The organism is Metallumcola ferriviriculae, from assembly GCF_035573695.1.
Lineage (GTDB): Bacteria > Bacillota > JADQBR01 > JADQBR01 > JADQBR01 > Metallumcola > Metallumcola ferriviriculae.
Genome location: NZ_CP121694.1, coordinates 1 through 17,328, shown reverse-complemented (window position 1 = coordinate 17,328; position 17,328 = coordinate 1). Strand labels below are relative to the sequence as shown.

The 17,328-nt window shown below is 44.6% G+C and carries 15 protein-coding genes; 14 read left to right on the top strand and 1 reads right to left on the bottom strand.

The window, feature by feature from the left end:
- Window positions 1-206: 206 nt before the first annotated feature.
- A complete protein-coding gene (locus MFMK1_RS00075) occupies window positions 207-1,298 on the bottom strand; it encodes a Gfo/Idh/MocA family protein (RefSeq protein WP_366923161.1) in 1,092 nt (363 codons plus the stop codon).
- A 128-nt stretch (window positions 1,299-1,426) separates the two neighbouring features.
- On the opposite strand from MFMK1_RS00075, the gene MFMK1_RS00070 reads away from it, so the two are divergent.
- The 14 genes from MFMK1_RS00070 to MFMK1_RS00005 all read left to right on the top strand — a co-directional run bounded on the left by MFMK1_RS00070 (window position 1,427) and on the right by MFMK1_RS00005 (window position 17,226).
- On the top strand, window positions 1,427-3,022 hold the full coding sequence (locus MFMK1_RS00070; protein ID WP_366923160.1) for a thiamine pyrophosphate-binding protein: 1,596 nt from the start codon (window positions 1,427-1,429) through the stop codon (window positions 3,020-3,022).
- Window positions 3,023-3,044: 22 nt separating this feature from the next.
- Window positions 3,045-3,434: a hypothetical protein gene (locus MFMK1_RS00065; RefSeq protein WP_366923159.1), complete on the top strand. Its 390-nt coding sequence runs from the start codon at window positions 3,045-3,047 to the stop codon at window positions 3,432-3,434.
- A 6-nt stretch (window positions 3,435-3,440) separates the two neighbouring features.
- Window positions 3,441-4,046 (top strand): gluconate 2-dehydrogenase subunit 3 family protein, encoded by a 606-nt coding sequence (locus MFMK1_RS00060; RefSeq protein WP_366923158.1) that lies wholly within the window; start codon window positions 3,441-3,443, stop codon window positions 4,044-4,046.
- Window positions 4,036-5,652: a GMC family oxidoreductase gene (locus MFMK1_RS00055; RefSeq protein ID WP_366923157.1), complete on the top strand. Its 1,617-nt coding sequence runs from the start codon at window positions 4,036-4,038 to the stop codon at window positions 5,650-5,652. The genes MFMK1_RS00060 and MFMK1_RS00055 overlap by 11 nt, the downstream gene beginning before the upstream one ends.
- 311 nt (window positions 5,653-5,963) lie before the next feature.
- Entirely contained in the window at window positions 5,964-6,785 is an 822-nt protein-coding gene (gene cdaA, locus MFMK1_RS00050; RefSeq protein WP_366923156.1) for a diadenylate cyclase CdaA, read from the top strand.
- A 3-nt stretch (window positions 6,786-6,788) separates the two neighbouring features.
- Window positions 6,789-7,739, top strand: a complete 951-nt coding sequence (locus tag MFMK1_RS00045; protein ID WP_366923155.1) for a CdaR family protein — start codon at window positions 6,789-6,791, stop codon at window positions 7,737-7,739.
- 94 nt (window positions 7,740-7,833) lie between these two features.
- Window positions 7,834-9,432 (top strand): NAD(P)/FAD-dependent oxidoreductase, encoded by a 1,599-nt coding sequence (locus MFMK1_RS00040; RefSeq protein WP_366923154.1) that lies wholly within the window; start codon window positions 7,834-7,836, stop codon window positions 9,430-9,432.
- Window positions 9,433-9,451: 19 nt separating this feature from the next.
- The gene (glmM, locus tag MFMK1_RS00035; protein WP_366923153.1) at window positions 9,452-10,783 is read left to right on the top strand and encodes a phosphoglucosamine mutase; all 1,332 of its coding nucleotides are present in this window, start codon (window positions 9,452-9,454) and stop codon (window positions 10,781-10,783) included.
- 322 nt (window positions 10,784-11,105) lie between these two features.
- A complete protein-coding gene (gene glmS, locus MFMK1_RS00030) occupies window positions 11,106-12,920 on the top strand; it encodes a glutamine--fructose-6-phosphate transaminase (isomerizing) (RefSeq protein WP_366923152.1) in 1,815 nt (604 codons plus the stop codon).
- 872 nt (window positions 12,921-13,792) lie between these two features.
- Window positions 13,793-14,185 (top strand): TIR domain-containing protein, encoded by a 393-nt coding sequence (locus MFMK1_RS00025; RefSeq protein WP_366923151.1) that lies wholly within the window; start codon window positions 13,793-13,795, stop codon window positions 14,183-14,185.
- Between the two features lie 34 nt (window positions 14,186-14,219).
- Window positions 14,220-15,590, top strand: coding sequence for a TRAFs-binding domain-containing protein (locus MFMK1_RS00020; RefSeq protein ID WP_366923150.1), 1,371 nt, complete (start codon window positions 14,220-14,222; stop codon window positions 15,588-15,590).
- Between the two features lie 173 nt (window positions 15,591-15,763).
- On the top strand, window positions 15,764-16,024 hold the full coding sequence (locus MFMK1_RS00015; RefSeq protein WP_366923149.1) for a DUF4231 domain-containing protein: 261 nt from the start codon (window positions 15,764-15,766) through the stop codon (window positions 16,022-16,024).
- Between the two features lie 217 nt (window positions 16,025-16,241).
- Window positions 16,242-16,829: a TIR domain-containing protein gene (locus MFMK1_RS00010; protein ID WP_366923148.1), complete on the top strand. Its 588-nt coding sequence runs from the start codon at window positions 16,242-16,244 to the stop codon at window positions 16,827-16,829.
- Between the two features lie 253 nt (window positions 16,830-17,082).
- Window positions 17,083-17,226 (top strand): hypothetical protein, encoded by a 144-nt coding sequence (locus MFMK1_RS00005; protein WP_366923147.1) that lies wholly within the window; start codon window positions 17,083-17,085, stop codon window positions 17,224-17,226.
- The last annotated feature ends 102 nt before the right edge of the window (window positions 17,227-17,328 follow it).

The following is a 17,328-nucleotide window of genomic DNA, read 5'->3' as shown; positions in this document are numbered from 1 at the left end:
TTAAGAACTTCTTAAGGTTAACGTTAAAAACTGCATTGCTGCGGCCGCTTTTGCAATAACTTGACAAAATGGTGCCTGACACCATTTTGTCAAGTTATTGCAGATGAACCGTTAATAAGAAAATGACCCAGCCATATATGGCTGGATCATTTTCTTATACAGCTGCTAATAATTTCCCCGTCAAAAACTTCCTTGGTCACCACTATTTACTGCAGCCTGGGTTGTTCCGTGTGGATATTTTGCTGTCTGAATGCTTCGAAGTCAAAGTCCTGGCTTTGGTCAACAGAAATGACTTCACCGGTTTTTGCTGATTGCAGCATAGCTAAGATAGTGATGGCATCACCGAATTCCAGCTCAGGGGTTACCGACAATGGTTCCCGGCCAATGGCCGCCTGATAGAAATTCTGCAGTTCATGGTAATATCCTTGCTGCGGGCGGTAGGGTATCTGCCTGCTGCTGCCGTCATTCATGGCTACATTGATGGTGCCGCAGTCCCTTTCCTCAAGAAAAATCTCTCCTTCAGTGCCAAAGATACGCAGCCCCATCAATGGACGCTGCATTTCCTTACCCGCGGAGAAGAAGGTAAAACTGCTGGTAATGCCGCTTTTAAATAGCATATTCGCCTGAATTACCGCAAACGGGGCAAACTCCTCTTCCTGCCGCTTACCGAAAGCATGTAGTTTTTTAATGGCTCCAAAGATATGCCTTAAAGCGCCAATGTCATGTACGCCTGTATCCATGATGGCACCGCCGGGAAATTCCGGGTGCTGCCGCCATTCTTTGGCGGGAAACTTATTTTTTAGCATATCTTTAGGGAAATCTACCACCCTGTTTTGGATAAAGTAGTATACTTCACCGATTTCCTGCTTCCGCACCATGTCCCGAATGATTTGAATTTCATCATTGTAGCGGTAGTTCTCTGCAATCATGATGGGAATGTCATATTTACTGGGCAGGTCTCGGGCCGCCTTTGCTTGTTCGGGCGTAGGGGCAAGGGGTTTTTCGCAAATAATCGGTTTTCCTGCCGCGGCCACATGTTCCGTTACTTCATAATTCAATTCTATAGGTACCATTACGTCGAACGCGTCAAGGTCACTCCGCTTAATCATTTCCTGATAATCTTCATATACATCATTTTCACTTAGCCCCAGAGTTGCACGCCAATTATTTGCCTTTTCCTTATCCGTATCGCAGATTGCCGTTATTTCATACTGGTCTTTTAACCTTTGATACGCAGGATAGTGCAGTCTTTCAAAGGCCATGCCCATACCGATAATGCCCATGCGCAGCTTTTTCATCTAATTTCCCCTTTCTAAAACCATTATTCTCTTAATTATTCTTTGCTTCTAAGAAAAAGATATGCGGCGGATACTAGTCCCGGCTTGGGGGAAAATAACAGGTGAGTTTATAGGAAAGGAATGAACCAATGGATAATCAGATTACAGTCGCTGAAGCACTGCTTCAATTACTTTATAAAAATGGTATTACTAACATCTATGGCGTTTTGGGAGATGCTGTCTTTCCCTTATTTGATGCCCTTGGCCGTCAGCGAGATGTCAATTTTTACGCCGTAACCAACGAGGTTAATGCTGCCTTCATGGCCTCATACCAAGCAAAGCTCACCGGTAAGGTAGGTGTCTGTGTTGCTACATCGGGGCCGGGTACGGCAAATTTGATCAATGGTTTGGCAGATGCCTATTTTGATAAGGCGCCTGTGTTAGCGATCACGGGACAGGTAGAGAGCTCTAAAGTTGGCACCGGTTCGAAACAAGATATTAATCAACAACAACTACTACAGGCAGTAACCAGCAAATCTCAACTTATTACCTCTGGTCAGAGTTTCCTTGATATCGCTGCTAAAGCATTAGTGCAGGCAGAGAATAAAAGGACAGTTACTCATCTGGCAATTCCTAAGGATGTCTTTTTTCATCCAGTGGGGCGGACAGGTGTGCCGCTGCTTCCTGATATAAAAAGTACCGTAGGGGTGCCGGATGATGAGATAAAAAGTGCGCTAGAAGTCCTTGTGGCAGCAGAAAAACCGTTAATAGTGGCAGGCGATGTTACGAAGCAAGATGCTGATTTGTTGATCGGTATTGCCGATAAACTTGACGCCGGACTGGTTTTGGCCCAGCAGGCCAAAGGGGCTGTGCCCACCGAACAACCTCGGCTATTAGGTGGGATCGGAGAGGCATTTGTACCTGAGGCGGTCGCCGAAACAGACTGTATTCTGTTGGTGGGCAGCGCATCCTATGAAAAGAAGTTTCTACCCACCAATGTGAAGATAGTCCAGCTAATAGAGGACCCTGCCGCAGCGGATTATAAGCAGACAGTCAAGATTTTAGTGGGAAACATTGCCCGGGGACTGGCTATGCTTAACAATCAATTAAGCTTTATGAAGCATGTCGATTGGGGGGCAAGAATAAACCAAGGCCATAACAAGCTGATGGCATTAATAAATGAGCAGGAAAAGAATCAGGTTTCCCCGATACAGCCGGCACATTTAATGGCCGTGTTAGGAAAAGTGCTTCCCAGCGATGCAGTGGTAGTTTGTGATGTAGGCGGGTTTATTCACTGGTTTGATACTTATTTTGAAAACAAGGGCCAGGAAGTTCTGGGGTCCAGCCACTGGCGCAGCATGGGCGGTGGGCTGCCCGGCGCACTGAGTGCATGTATTCATTTCCCGGGTAGACACATCGTGGCGCTGGTAGGTGACGGCGGTATGTTGATGTCCGTCAATGAGCTGGCCACCGCAGTGAAATACCAGCTGCCTGTAACAGTAGTGGTAGCTAATGACCATAGCTATAACTTAGAAAAGGTCAAAATGGAAAAAGAAGGTCTTAAAGCATTTGGTTACGATATTAAGGTGCCTGATTTCTCAGAGGCCGCCAGAGCATTTGGTGCGATGGGTAGGAAAGTTACCCAAGCGGAGCAGTTTCCGGGCGCGTTAAGGGAGTGCCTTGCGACTCAGAAGCCGGCTGTGGTTGATGTTCACCTTGACCCGGTACCATTACCGCTAATTTAAAAAAATAAGGAGTTGATAACTTATGTGGGAAGGCTGGCCGATTGCCAGGGTAATATTATTATTTTTAGCTGTGGTTTTTATCGCTATTTTTGTTCAGGTGACCATGTTTCACTATCGACAAAACTTTCGTCACTGGGCCCAGTGGCTGCCGGTGTTAGGGGCACCGCTGCTTGGGTTGGTTTCTTTGCTGCTGGTTTTCTATGTCACGCCGCTGTTAATTCTTTCGGCGGGGATTTTCTATGCTGTCGGTGCTTTAGCGGGCCTTACAGGTCTTACGCTGCATACAACGGGTGTGGGGGAAAGAGTAGGTGGATACAACTTAGAGAACTTTTTGGTGGGGCCGCCGGTGATACTGCCTATGATGGTGCTATCCATGAGTGTTTTAGGGCTGATAGCCCTTTATTGGAGGTAAATGGTTATGTATGAAAAACAGAGGACACGTTACAAAGGTTTTAATGTGCTGGATGAAAAGAAAGAGTGGGACCAGCATACCGAAGAAATAGTATTAAAAAGGTTAGGGCCTTTTGCCGCACCTAAATTTTTACTGCCTGAAGAGAAGGAAATGCTAAAAGCTATTGCTTCCCATCTTATATATGATGACAGAAAAGAAATATTGGAATTTGTCATTAACCATACCGATGAAAGCTTAACTTCCCCAGTTGGTGAAGGGGAACGAAAACCAGATGCACCGCCGCTAAAAGACTTAATAAGGTGGGGCTTAAAGGCATTAGATAACGCCGCCCGGGGTCAATTCGATTGCTCATTTGTTGAACTCAACGCTGGACAACAGTTCGAGATGGTGGCTGCGTTACAAAAAGCCAAGGCTTATTTAGTACCTGATTGGCAGCAAATACCACAGAAAGAATTATTTAAAAAATTAGCATCATTAATTGTCAGTGCCTATTATGCTCACCCTACTATCTGGTCGGAGATTGGGTACGCTGGCCCAGCATACCCACGAGGATATGTGAGACTGGAATTTGGTCTGACCGACCCATGGGAGGCTGAACGAAATGAAGAATAATAACGACTATGTCACCCATAATCATGATCATTATAAGGATCATCGCCAGCGGGATTTGGCTAATAGGAAATACAAAGATGGTGCTGATATATGTATTGTTGGCGCTGGTGCGGCGGGCGGAGTATTAGCATATGAACTTAGTAAAGCAGGCTTTAGTGTTGTGGTGATAGAGGCTGGACCTTTCTGGAACCCGCAGACTGATTTTGCCAGTGACGAACTTGCTGCCCAATCTTTGGCTTGGCAGGACACACGACTTTCTACCGGTAAAGATGCACTAACCTTTGGTCATAATAACTCTGGGCGTGGAGTAGGCGGAGGAACTGTGCACTTCACCGGGGTGTTCCTCCGCTTTCATGAAAGTGACTTTAAGACCAAGACAATCGATGGGGTAGGGGAAGACTGGCCGATTGAATACCAGGATCTTGCACCATATTACGATAAGATTGAACGAGACATTGCTGTATCCGGTCCTAAGGAATTCCCCTGGGGCAGTTTTCACGGGCCGTATCCTTACCCTGAGCGCAATCCGATTAGCGCAAATTCCCAAGTCTTTCGTAAAGGATGTGACAGGTTAGGTATTAAAAGCGTAGTCGCTCCGCTGGCCATATTATCGGCACCATTTGATGGGCGGCCGCCATGCATCAGCCGGGGCTTTTGTAACCAAGGATGTATGCCAAACTCAAAGTTTAGTACCTTAATCCATCATATTCCGAAAGCGATTGGTTATGGTGCAGAAGTATTAAGCGATTGTATGGTAACCAGGATAGAGCTGGATGACCAGGGGAAGGCCAAGGGAGTTACTTTTAATCATGATGGTAAAGAGCACTTCCAAAAAGCAAAGCTGGTGATAGTATCAGCTTTTGCCGTGGAGACTCCCCGGCTGCTGCTGAATTCTACCTGTTCCAAGTTCCCTCAAGGCTTGGCTAATAGCAGTGGTTTAGTGGGGCGTTACCTGCTAACCCATACTGGGCACGATATTTACGCTAAGTTTGATGATGAGGTAAGACTTTACAAAGGAACCCCGGTGATGGCTTTATCTCAGGATTTCTACGAAACGGACCGAAGCCGTGGTTTTGCTAGAGGGTACACCATGAACGCTCATGGGGGAAGGCCGGTTTCATTGGCCAAAAACCTTGCGGTAAGTGCCGGCATCTGGGGAAGTGATCTCTACGAGATAATGCGGGACTATAATTTCTATGCGCGCATTACTATAGTTGGTGAGGTGCTGCCCGATTATAATAACTTTGTCACCTTAAGTGAGGAAAAAGATGAATATGGCATTCCTCGAGCGTTGGCCTCGTTTAGTTATGGTGACAATGATAATAAAATGATTGCGCATGGGGTGGCAAAAGCTAATGAAATTCTTGAAGCTGCAGATGGAAAGGCAGCTTTCGTTATTCCGGATAGTGCTCACTTGATGGGGGGATGCCGTATGGGTAGGGACCCTGCCGCATCGGTAGTTGATGAATTTTGCCGCAGTCATGACATCTCCAATTTATATATTTGCGATGCCAGCGCGTTTGTCACTAGCGGCGGGGGAAATCCGACAGAGACGGTGATGGCCATTGCGGCCCGTACGGCACAGCATATAATTAATAGTAGGTAAGTCCCCCAATAGAAATTTTTATTGAGGATTATTTAAAATCGTCAGCAATAAATACTGATACTTTTCCTCTAAGGGAGAAAGATAGGGTGCTAAAACATGATTTGTTTTACACCCTGTTTTTGGGTTAAATAATTAGCGGCTTTGTCACTGATATTTTCAGTACTTTTGTAAATAAAGTATGATATACTTTCTATATTTCCAGGAAACTATTAAGAAGGAGAAAGCCCTTAAAGGAAAAAGGGTTTTGGGAAGGTTTTGTCGAAAAAAATTTAATTAAGTATTTTTGTTCGGGTTAAATTTGAGGTGAAGAGATGTTTTCCCAGCTTAAGTTTTTAAAATATTATGATCTGCTTGACTACCTGCTGATGGTGGTGGATATCTCCTTGGTGGCCTTTGTAATTTATAAAGGTACCATGCTTATCCGCGGTACTAGAGCAGTACAGCTTTTAAAGGGCTTAGCTGTATTGGTGGCAGCATCTTTTGCCAGTAAACGGCTGGGACTTACCGCCATTAACTGGATGCTTGATCAGACCCGTATTGCTATTCTAGTGGCGCTGCCTATCGTTTTTCAGCCGGAGCTGCGGCGTGCCTTGGAACAGCTGGGCCGGGGTAAATTTTTCGCCAGGCCTTTATCCACCCTGGGACCGGACGACATGTCCCGCTTGATTGGTGATGTAATCCGAGCAGTAAATGTGCTTGCCAAAAATAAGGATGGGGCATTGATAGTGATAGAAAGGGAAACAGGCCTTAACGATTATATAGAAACAGGGATTAAAATGGATGGTGTGGTGACGGTGGAGCTTTTAACCAATGTCTTCGTACCTACCACACCATTGCATGATGGGGCTGCGATCATCCGGGGCGATCGGGTGGCGGCCGCGGGCTGCTTTTTACCGCTTACCGATAGCCCATATCTGAGCAGTCAGCTGGGCACGAGGCATAGGGCGGCATTGGGTATCAGTGAAATTTCCGATGCCGTTGTGGTAATTGTCTCAGAAGAGACCGGTACCATATCCGTAGCTGAAGAGGGCAAACTTACCCGCTATCTTGACGAGAATACCCTGCGTGAAACATTGGAAGATTTGCTTATACCTAAGTCAACCAATCAGCATTTCTGGCAGTGGAGGTCCTAAAAAGTGGAGAAATTTTGGCAGCGCAATTTATTTTTAAAAATCATATCACTGGTGGTAGCCATTTTTATGTGGCTTTACGTCACCGGCGAGACCAATCCCACTGCGGAAACTGTCATTAATGTTCCGCTTGAGACTCGGGCGCTGGCTAATGATTTGGTGATAGAAGAAAAGCCGGTATCGGTAAATGTGCGCGTGGAGGGTAAGAAACAGGTGATACAAACCCTTAACTCACGTGATTTACGTGCTGTAGTTGACCTAAGGGGCGTACATTTTGGCAGAAATATGTTGGAAGTGGAAGTGGATACCCCGCAAAATGTGGATTTGGTGGCGATAGATCCTCGGGAAGTGGCCGTGGCCATTGATGAAATATCTGATAGTCAGTTCCCAATCATCATTAATTTTACCGGTCGCCCTACTACGGGGTATTCTACTCTAGAACCGGTGATTAATCCGTCCCAAGTGATTGTGGCGGGCCCCCGTAACGGGCTTAATAGAATATATCGGGCCTATGTGGATGTAAACCTTGAAGGTGTTTCACAAAATGTCTTGGAGCATCTGCCGGTGAAAGTGGAGGATGAGCTGGGTAATTCAATTAATGATATAGTACGGGTAGTGCCACAGACTGTGGAAGTCTTTATTCCTATTGTAAAAGAACAGCCGGGCAAGCAGGTGGCGGTCAATCCGGTGCTGGAGGGAGAACCTGCTGACGGATTTATTATTAAACGTGTTATCGTAGAACCGGAATTATTAAAAGTATATGGTGACATGGACAAACTGCGAAATATCCAGTACTTGGATACGGCGCCTATTGACATCAGCGGTGCAGAGGAAAGTGTGCAGCAGCAGGTGCAGCTGCGTCTTCCTACCGGTGTGACCCCAAGTGTATTCACGCCAATACGGGTTATGGTGGAAATAGGGGCAGGCGAGAAACCCCAGGAAGATAAAAATCAGTAACTTTCCGGCGGAGAAGATAATATATTAAAAGTATATTTGGATAAATACGCACTTCTCCAGAGAAAAATAAGGAAAAACAGGACGGGAGATAATTATGCGTATTAAGTTAAGTAATTTACGTCAGGATTTGGATCAGCCGATAGAAGCGCTGCCTACCCGGGTGGCAAAAGAGCTAAAAGTGCCGCAGTCCGAATTAAAGGAGTTCAAAATCCTGCGGGAATCGGTAGATGCTCGGCGCCGCTCCACAAGCCTAGTCTACACCGTGTCGGCCAACGTGGAAGGTCAGCTGGCGAAAGAACTGCTGACTAACCCCAATGTGACAGAACTTCCCGAGGAAAAGAAACGCGCGTTAGAGATAGGGTCAAAGCAAATTTCTTACCCGCCGGTAGTGGTAGGTGCGGGACCTGCGGGGTTGTTTGCGGCGTTAACCTTGGCGGTTTGGGGTTATCAGCCAATACTGCTGGAGCGGGGGCGGGATGTGGCCCGACGCAGCGAAGATGTAAAAAAATTCTGGGAAGAGGGAATTCCTGACCACCAGTCCAATGTGCAGTTTGGCGAGGGCGGCGCGGGTACATTTTCTGACGGCAAGCTCACCACCCGTATCAAGGACCCGCGCGTAGAGGAAGTATTAAGGGAATTAGTAGCCGGGGGAGCGCCCGAAGAAATTACATATCAGCATAAGCCCCACCTGGGGACAGATAAGCTAAAAGAGATCGTCAAAGCCCTGCGGGAAAAGATAATCCAATTGGGCGGCAAAGTCTATTTTGAAAGTCAAGTAACTGACATTATCACCAGCCACAACCAGGTGGAAGCAGTGGTGATAAACGAAAAGCAGGAGATTAAGACCGAAGCAGCGGTGCTGGCTATTGGGCACAGTGCCAGGGATACTTACGCCATGCTATGTGAAAAAGTGGACATGGAACAAAAGCCCTTTGCTGTAGGGCTTCGCATCGAACACCCCCAACAGTTGATAGACAAGGTGCAGTACGGTGAGTTTGCCGGTCATTCCCGATTAGGCCCGGCGGGCTATCATCTGACCTATCGCGATAAGCTCACCGGCCGCAGTGTCTATACCTTTTGTATGTGCCCCGGCGGTTATGTGGTGGCCGGAGCATCAGAGCCGGACACGGTGGTTACCAACGGTATGAGCGAATCCGGCAGAGACTCCGGTATAGCAAATAGTGCTGTAGTGGTGACGGTGGATGGAAAGGACTTCCCATCTAATCACATCCTTGCCGGAGTAGAGCTGCAGCGACAGTTAGAAGGTAAAGCTTTTCAATTGGGCGGTAACAACTATCATGCGCCCACTCAACGGGTGGAAGATTTTCTGGCTAACCGTATAGGAGAGGTGGCTGCGTCGGTTAGCACCAGTTACCGACCCGGAGTCAAACCGGCTAATTTTCATGAATGTTTACCTGAAGAGATAGCCGAAACTCTGGCCCGGGCCATACAGGATTTTAATCGGAAGATACCCGGCTTTGCCGGAGGAGATATACCATTAACCGGAGTAGAGACCAGAACTTCAGCTCCGGTACGCATCTTAAGAAACGCCGATACTCAGTCGGTGAGCTTAGAAGGTCTATATCCTGCAGGCGAAGGAGCAGGTTATGCCGGGGGTATAATCAGCGCAGCGGTGGACGGCGTGCGGGTGGCGGAAAATATCATCCAGAAGTACGCCCCGCCTAAAGAGTGAACCAAGGAGGTAAAAATAGATGAGATTATTCGGAACCGATGGCGTAAGGGGAGTAGCCAATGAAGAATTAACCCCTGAGCTGGCCTTTAAACTGGGTCAGGCCGGGGCTCGAGTGCTGGGTAAGGGGAAGGAAAAACCCAAAATAGTAATCGGTAAGGATACCCGTATTTCCGGAGATATGCTGGAAGCAGCTTTGGTAGCGGGGATATGCTCAGTGGGCAGCGATGCTTTATTAGTCGGGATTGTACCTACACCCGCGGTCAGTTATTTAACTAGAGAACTCGGTGCTGATGCCGGGGTGGTAATTTCCGCATCCCATAACCCTGTGGCAGATAACGGTATTAAATTCTTTGGTAGCCAAGGTTTTAAGCTTGATGATGATGTGGAAGATGATATTGAAAGAGAAGCTGCAAAGGTGGAAGACAGCGGTCGTCCGGTGGGGGAAAATGTAGGTCGGGCAGTCAGGGTGATGGATGCCGAAAAACGTTACATAAACTTCTTGAAAGGAACTATTCGTACAGATTTAAAGGGTATTAAAGTGGTGGTGGACTGCGCTAATGGTGCTGCCTCCGGCGCTTCTCCCAAAGCCCTCTGGGAATTGGGTGCAGATGTGATTCCTATCTTTAATGATCCCGATGGGGTGAATATTAATAAAGATTGCGGTTCTACCCATATTGAAGCATTGCAGCAAGCAGTTTTGGCTCATGGTGCCGATATTGGTCTCGCCCATGACGGCGATGCAGACAGGGTGCTGGCGGTAGACGAGAAAGGCCGGCTAGTGGACGGTGACCAGATTATGGTAATCCTGGCCAAAGATTTAATGGAAAAGGGACAATTAAGGAAGGATACCCTGGTAGTGACAGTAATGAGCAATCTGGGCCTGCATCTGGCCTTGAAGGAAAATGGTATCAAAACACCTCAAACCAAGGTAGGAGACCGCTATGTACTTGAAAAAATGCGGGAGATTGACGCGACACTGGGTGGCGAGCAGTCAGGTCATATTATATTCTTAGACCATAATACCACCGGTGACGGTGTGCTTACCGGGTTACAGCTTATGCAGGTAGTTAAGGAAACCGGTAAGTCTCTTTCGGTCCTTGCAGGATTAATGCAGCGCCTGCCTCAGGTGCTGGTAAATGTACGGGTGAAGGATAAGCAGGAAAGCATGACACATCCTACGGTGACGGCAGCCATTGCCGGCGCAGAAGAAAGCTTGGGCGGTAAAGGCCGCATCCTGGTGCGCCCTTCCGGTACCGAACCTTTGCTGCGCATTATGGGTGAAGGAACCGATGAAGCGGAGATCAAGCAAATAGTGGAAAGTATTGCCCAGGTAGTGAGGGAGAATGTATAATTAATTAGTTAAGGATATTCTTAAGGGGAGGTGAGAGATGAGGAGGGTATAATTGATTTGCTGCTCCGGTTGAAAAGCGCCTGAGCCGCACTATGCGGTTGACGAGGAAGGGGTTTTATCGAACTTTCGGCGGATGCCCCTCGGCCTTAAAGCAGGTCGTTAACAGGTACCACAAAACCCGGAAGTAATTTCGGGCACAAAGGGTATTTGAGCTTTGACCAATTCTAACTTTCGAAAAGTCGTATAATTACGCTTGATAAGGTTTATTACGCTGCGGGATACGTATACGCTTTTTGATTGTTACATGAAGGAGTGAAGTTACATGTGCGGCATCGTTGGCTACATTGGCCCTAAACCGGCTGCGCCGGTACTATTGGAGGGTCTTGCTAAATTAGAGTATAGAGGATATGATTCTGCAGGCATTGCCACCATTTGCGGTGAGCAGATAAAGGTAATAAAGCAAAAAGGTAAGCTTGAGGTACTGGAGGCGGCACTGGCAGATGAGGAATTAGGCGGCAGTATTGGTATCGGGCACACCCGTTGGGCGACCCACGGGAAGCCATCGGATGAAAACGCCCATCCCCATTATGACTGCAGCGGTAGATTTGCCGTAGTGCATAATGGTATTATTGAGAACTACCAAGATTTAAAAGACGAACTAATTAAGGAAGGCCATACCTTCAGGTCTGAGACGGACACAGAAGTACTGGCCCATCTGGTAGAGAAATTCTATAATGGTGATTTGTTGGAGACAATAAACCAAGTAATTAAACAGGTAGATGGTGCTTATGCCATGGTGATACTGTCTACAGACGAACCGGATAAACTAGTGTGCGCCCGAAAAGACAGCCCCTTGGTAGTGGGATTAGGCGAAGGCGAAAACTTCCTCGCTTCAGATATCCCGGCGATTCTTAAGCATACTCGGAAAACCTTCATCATGGAAGATGGCGAGGTAGCGGTGGTTACCGATCAAAGGGTAGAGGTATTTAACCAAAAAGGGAAAGTAGATAAAGAAGTCTATCAGGTAGATTGGGATATAGAAGCCGCAGAAAAGGGCGGCTACCCCCACTTTATGCTGAAAGAAATCTTTGAGCAGCCCCGAGCATTGAGAGCTACCCTAAAAGGACGACTGGATAACGGCGGCGTGCTGCTAGATGAACTTAAACAAATTAAGAACTTAAATGATATTAATAAAGTCTACTTCGTGGCCTGTGGTACTGCCTATCATGCCGGGCTTGTGGGCAAATATGTGATGGAAAACCTAGCGCGAATCCCGGCGGAGGCAGACATTGCCTCGGAATTTCGCTATCGGGACCCGCTAATTGACGAAAATACCCTAGTAGTGGTAATCAGTCAGTCCGGCGAAACGGCCGATACCCTGGCAGCCATGCGGGAAGCCCAGTCCAAGGGCGCACCGGTGGTCGCCATCACTAATGTGGTGGGAAGCTCAGTTTCCCGGGAGGCAGATGCCGTCATCTATACCTGGGCCGGACCGGAGGTAGCAGTGGCCTCCACCAAGGCCTATCTGACCCAGTTGGCGGCAGCATATCTCTTAGGACTCTTTATAGGTCAGGAGAGAAAAGTTCTGACATCGGATCAGGTAACCAGTGTTACTCAGGCCTTAAGGGAACTGCCGGAGCAGCTGGAGCAGGTACTCGGGCATGCGGAAACAGTGGAAAAATTGGCAGGTGAATGGGCTAAAAGAGAAGACGCCTTCTTCATCGGCCGCGGCTTAGACTATGCTGTTTCTTTAGAAGGTTCCCTGAAATTAAAAGAGATTTCCTATATCCACGCCGAGGCCTACGCCGCCGGCGAATTGAAGCACGGCACCTTGGCCCTAATTACCGAAGGCATACCGGTAGTGGCTCTAGCCACTCAAAGCAGTATCTATGATAAGACCGTATCCAACATCAAGGAAGTAAAAGCCCGCGGTGCCCATGTCACCGCTGTGGTCTTTGAAGACTCAAACATCAGTCAGTCCGTGGACCAAGTCATCACCATCCCCAACACCATCCCGCTGCTGGCACCGATACTGACGGTAGTACCGCTACAGTTGCTTGCGTACTATGCTGCAGTAGCAAGAGGGTCGGACGTTGATAAGCCAAGGAATTTGGCTAAGAGTGTGACGGTGGAGTAAAGGGTTATGTGATAATTGTGAAGCTTGTCGGAGTGAATAAAGTTTGAGAATGAACTTTTAGAAGGAAGTTACTGTTGTTGTGTAATGGAATTAAGTTGGAAAATCGGAAATAGAGATGGAAGCTGAGCACCTTCCCTTGATATCAAGGGAAGGTGCTTCTTTGATTTAGTCAGCCATTAACTTTCGAGGAAGTTATGGTTTTGTTGCCAGGTTGAAGAATAAAGGGCTATTAACACGAACCAAGGACAAGGACAATAATAAAATTTCAGATTTGAGACAAACTTTTGCAGGGTAATAGTACGAAGGGGAAAGATGAGATAACGGCGTACCAAAAGGATGGAACCAAACCACCGCCTAGCGATTTCGTTCCATTTGATTACAGTGACACAACTAAGAGTACTTTCAGCCAGCCTCAATCAATTTATTGAGGCCTTTTAACGTGATCCAATAATACAATACTAGTAAGAAGAGGAAAAAAGAGGAATTATCTCACAACGTGTTGAAGGGTTTTTAGAAGATTTTGTCTATAATGTGAACCAGCCGGAAACTTTAAAGGCCAAGGCATTACCATAAAATAAATCACTTTAGAAATCAAGATGAGTTGAGAAGGTGTATTAAAATGGCTACATATAAACAAATCTAAGAATGGATTAAAACCAATTATGGTTTTGCCGCTAAAATCTGTTGGACTGCGGACATTAAAAATAGATTAGGGCTATAAAGGTCAAAATTTGCTAATGTACTAGGTGTCCAAAGTATGTAACCCTAAGACCGTACTTTTGAAATAGTAAGTCAATATCCAAGTATAGTTACAAACATAAAGAAATTTTTTGGGATTGAGTTAAATTTATACGTTAAAAGGGGGATTTGAAATGGCAAATGTAGTTTTCTTTAGCTTCTCGGAATTTGATAGGAAGGTTGTTGTTACTATTAAAGGGCGAGCAGTCAACTCCAAATACAAAGGCCTTGATTTTAAGGTAAAAGACTTGCTAAAAAGATGGGATACAGAAGATGAAGCGGTTATAAGGCAGGCTATCTCAAAGAACATTAAAGGTACTTCAAGAACAATTGTGTTTGTTGGAAATAAGACTTATAAAAGTCATTGGGTTCCAGAAGAAGTGGAAATGACCCTTGCTGCAGGAAAACCAGTTTATGCAATTAGATTAAAAGATACCAAAGGTGTGAAACCAAAGTTTTTGATAGATAATAATATAACACTCTATGGATGGAGCGAAGCAAGGCTTCAGAACCTAGCTACTAGGTGACACTTTAATGAATTCACAGTGTAGGAGGGGTCAGATGAAACCGTTACTTTTTGTTGTGATGCCTTTTGGTAAAAAAAAGGATCAAACATCAACATTTGAAATAGAGTTTGATTCTATTTACGAAAAAGCCATAAAACCAGCCGCTGAAGAAGCTCAGGTTGATGTAATAAGAGCTGATGAAGAGAGAAGTGGTGGCATTATCCACATTCCCATGTTTGAAAGGCTGCTTCTGGCAGAAATTGTAATAGCTGATTTAACAATTCAAAACCCGAATGTTTACTATGAATTAGGTATCCGTCACTGTTCGCGACCAAGATCCACAATTCTAATCTTTGCTAAAGACAGTAAATTACCTTTTGATGTTGGTATGGTAAGGGCACTCCCTTATGAATTAGATAACGGTGTTCTTTCAGATGAGGGTGCAGAGAGATTATCAGTATTGTTGAAAGAAAAGTTGGAAGAGTCCAAGAAGGATCTAAAAACAGCAGATAGCCCTTTGTTCCAGGTTATATCGAAATTTCCTGGAATAAATTTGGATCATGATGTAACAGAAAGTTTTAGGGATAGAGCAAAAAGAATAGAGAGCATTAGAGAGGAGCTTGAGGAGGCTCGTATATTAGAAGATAAAGAACAGGCTAAAAAAGATATGATAAAGATTGAAGAGTCTCTTGGTGATTTTAACGAAACTCATTCGGAACTATTGATGGATTTAATGCTTTCATATAGGGATATAAAAGCTTGGGATGAAATGATTAACTTAATAGAAAAAGTGCCTCAAGAACTAAGAGATCTTTCCGTTACAATTAATGAACAGTACGCAATGGCGTTAAATAGAAGAAATCAAAACAAGGATCGCCTGAGAGCAACAAAGGTTCTTGATAGCGTAATTAAAAAATTTGGTGCCTCTCCTGAAAACTGCGGAATTTATGGGCGAATTTATAAGGATCTGTATGACGAAGCTATAAAGCATGGGAAGGAAGCCAAAGCATTAGGATATTTAGATCAAGCAATAGAATGGTATTCCAAAGGGTTTGAGTTAGATCCTCGTGACTATTATCCTGGCATTAATGCAGCGACCTTACTTTTCCGTAAACACGGTGAGGAATCTTTAAAGAAGCTTGAAACAATACTTCCAGCAGTAGTATTTTCAGTTGCACGTAGAGGTGGAATTAACTCTCAAGACTATTGGGATGTTGCTACAGCACTAGAGGCTGCTGTTTTGGGTGAAGATTGGGAATTAGCAGTCAGGGCTTCTCAAAAACTACTTGCGATTGACGCACCAGGCTGGAATTATGAGACAACAATTAATAACCTTGAGATTATAGAGGGTACTACAGTAGCTAACAATTTAGAAAATGATCACCTAAAACAAATTATCAACATTCTTGAAAGTGAAAACCTTTGATTTGATAAAAGTAGACTCTAAGTTAGGATCTACTATTTCTGTTTGAATGACTGGAAAAAGAGATTGCTATCATAAGAACGCACCAAAAAGTATTTGGGGTTTCAGATTGAGGGGGGACTGTATGACACAAGAAGAATACATTGACAACCGTGTTGAGGGTCAAATAAGGTGGTATGATCAGAAGAGTAAGTTTAATTAAGAAGTGTTTTTATTGGTTGAGAACTATTAAAATATTATTAGCCGCAACAATTCCTGTTATCACGGGGTTTATCTCAACCGGTTTTGTTTGGTGGAAAGAAATAGTAAGTGTTGCCGGGGCAGCAGTTGCAATTATAGCGCCAATTACAGGTCTTTTCAGATTTCAAGAAAACTGGGTCGAATATCGAACAAATAGCGAGTCTTTGGAGCATGAAAAATATCTATTTTTAACGTAGGCTGAACCGTATGGTGTTAAAGAACCATTTCCGTTATTTGTTCAAAGAATCGAAACTCTAATTTCTTCCGAAAACAGTAAATGGTCACAGTATATTTAGCCTTCCGAAAAAAACGGTGGAGGATGATAGTTGCATTGTACTGACTATTCAACTAGAACAAATATAAAATAGAGGGAGTTAAAGAGTGGCCGAAAAAACTTAGAGGGAGGTGACACTTATGGGAAGAAAATGCTTTATTTCATTTAAAACGGAAGATGAAGACTTTAAAAAGAATATACAAAATAATTTAGATATTGATATGATAGACAAGTCACTGGACGAGGCTATAGACTCGGATGATGAAGATTATATTTTGCAGAAAATAAGAGATGATTACTTGTCAGATTCTACAGTTACCATTCATTTAATTGGAACAAGAAGCGCCGAAAACCTTGGTTATGAAGAACAAAGATACATTAAAAGAGAACTGCAGGCTTCTCTTTACAACGGTGAGGGTAATACCCGCAGTGGTATTCTGGGGGTATTACTACCAAGTATGTATGACGTAATTTATAAAGGCAATTATGATTGTTCGATTTGTGGAGGCAACCACAACTTAGTTAGTATTAATGATAGTACTACAGTAAAAGAATTTACTATTAACTATTATATACCTGATAACGACAAATGTGCTTGGAGGGAAGAAGACCGCTACTGTGTACTTATAAAATGGGACGATTTCTGTAATGATCCAGAAGAGTATATTGAAAAAGCATACAAAAAAAGAACGGATGAAATCTCTAAAAAGGTAACTGTATATCCTTAGTCAATAAAAATATAGAGTCTAAGCTGGATAAATCTGACGAATCTGAAATTAAGATGGCATATACCATAGGTTACGCCGTTTTTTAGGCTATAAACCATATTTACTTTCTTTTGGGCAATACGACGTGGTGCTGTTGAATGTAAATTAATTTCTATGCATATGATGCCATGTGGCAGAAATTTATTATATTCGTAAGTTATGTTTTTAAAATTGTAAATTGAGCATTCTGCAAAAAAGAGGGAGATAGGGGTTTATGGGACATGTTATTGATGGTAACAAATATGCTTCAAAGATTGTATTACAAAATGGTACTTATTTTCTATCACAAGAAGACAAGCAGTCTGTTGAAAAAGTATTACATAAAGTAAATATTGGGTTTGATTGTATAGAATTGTAGAGCGACCCCCAAGCGGGCCGGATAACCGCTTTCCTATCTCAAGTAGTTCAGATGATATATTACTCTTTACGGGTTTTGCGTTAAAGACACTGCGGGGTCGTT

Bases quoted from the DNA above. Each gene is read 5' to 3' on its own strand.
- MFMK1_RS00075 (WP_366923161.1), bottom strand. From the start codon at position 1,298: ATGAAAAAGCTGCGCATGGGCATTATCGGTATGGGCATGGCCTTTGAA.
- MFMK1_RS00070 (WP_366923160.1), top strand. From the start codon at position 1,427: ATGGATAATCAGATTACAGTCGCTGAAGCACTGCTTCAATTACTTTAT.
- MFMK1_RS00065 (WP_366923159.1), top strand. From the start codon at position 3,045: ATGTGGGAAGGCTGGCCGATTGCCAGGGTAATATTATTATTTTTAGCT.
- MFMK1_RS00060 (WP_366923158.1), top strand. From the start codon at position 3,441: ATGTATGAAAAACAGAGGACACGTTACAAAGGTTTTAATGTGCTGGAT.
- MFMK1_RS00055 (WP_366923157.1), top strand. From the start codon at position 4,036: ATGAAGAATAATAACGACTATGTCACCCATAATCATGATCATTATAAG.
- cdaA (WP_366923156.1), top strand. From the start codon at position 5,964: ATGTTTTCCCAGCTTAAGTTTTTAAAATATTATGATCTGCTTGACTAC.
- MFMK1_RS00040 (WP_366923154.1), top strand. From the start codon at position 7,834: ATGCGTATTAAGTTAAGTAATTTACGTCAGGATTTGGATCAGCCGATA.
- glmM (WP_366923153.1), top strand. From the start codon at position 9,452: ATGAGATTATTCGGAACCGATGGCGTAAGGGGAGTAGCCAATGAAGAA.
- glmS (WP_366923152.1), top strand. From the start codon at position 11,106: ATGTGCGGCATCGTTGGCTACATTGGCCCTAAACCGGCTGCGCCGGTA.
- MFMK1_RS00025 (WP_366923151.1), top strand. From the start codon at position 13,793: ATGGCAAATGTAGTTTTCTTTAGCTTCTCGGAATTTGATAGGAAGGTT.
- MFMK1_RS00020 (WP_366923150.1), top strand. From the start codon at position 14,220: ATGAAACCGTTACTTTTTGTTGTGATGCCTTTTGGTAAAAAAAAGGAT.
- MFMK1_RS00015 (WP_366923149.1), top strand. From the start codon at position 15,764: ATGATCAGAAGAGTAAGTTTAATTAAGAAGTGTTTTTATTGGTTGAGA.
- MFMK1_RS00010 (WP_366923148.1), top strand. From the start codon at position 16,242: ATGGGAAGAAAATGCTTTATTTCATTTAAAACGGAAGATGAAGACTTT.
- MFMK1_RS00005 (WP_366923147.1), top strand. From the start codon at position 17,083: ATGGGACATGTTATTGATGGTAACAAATATGCTTCAAAGATTGTATTA.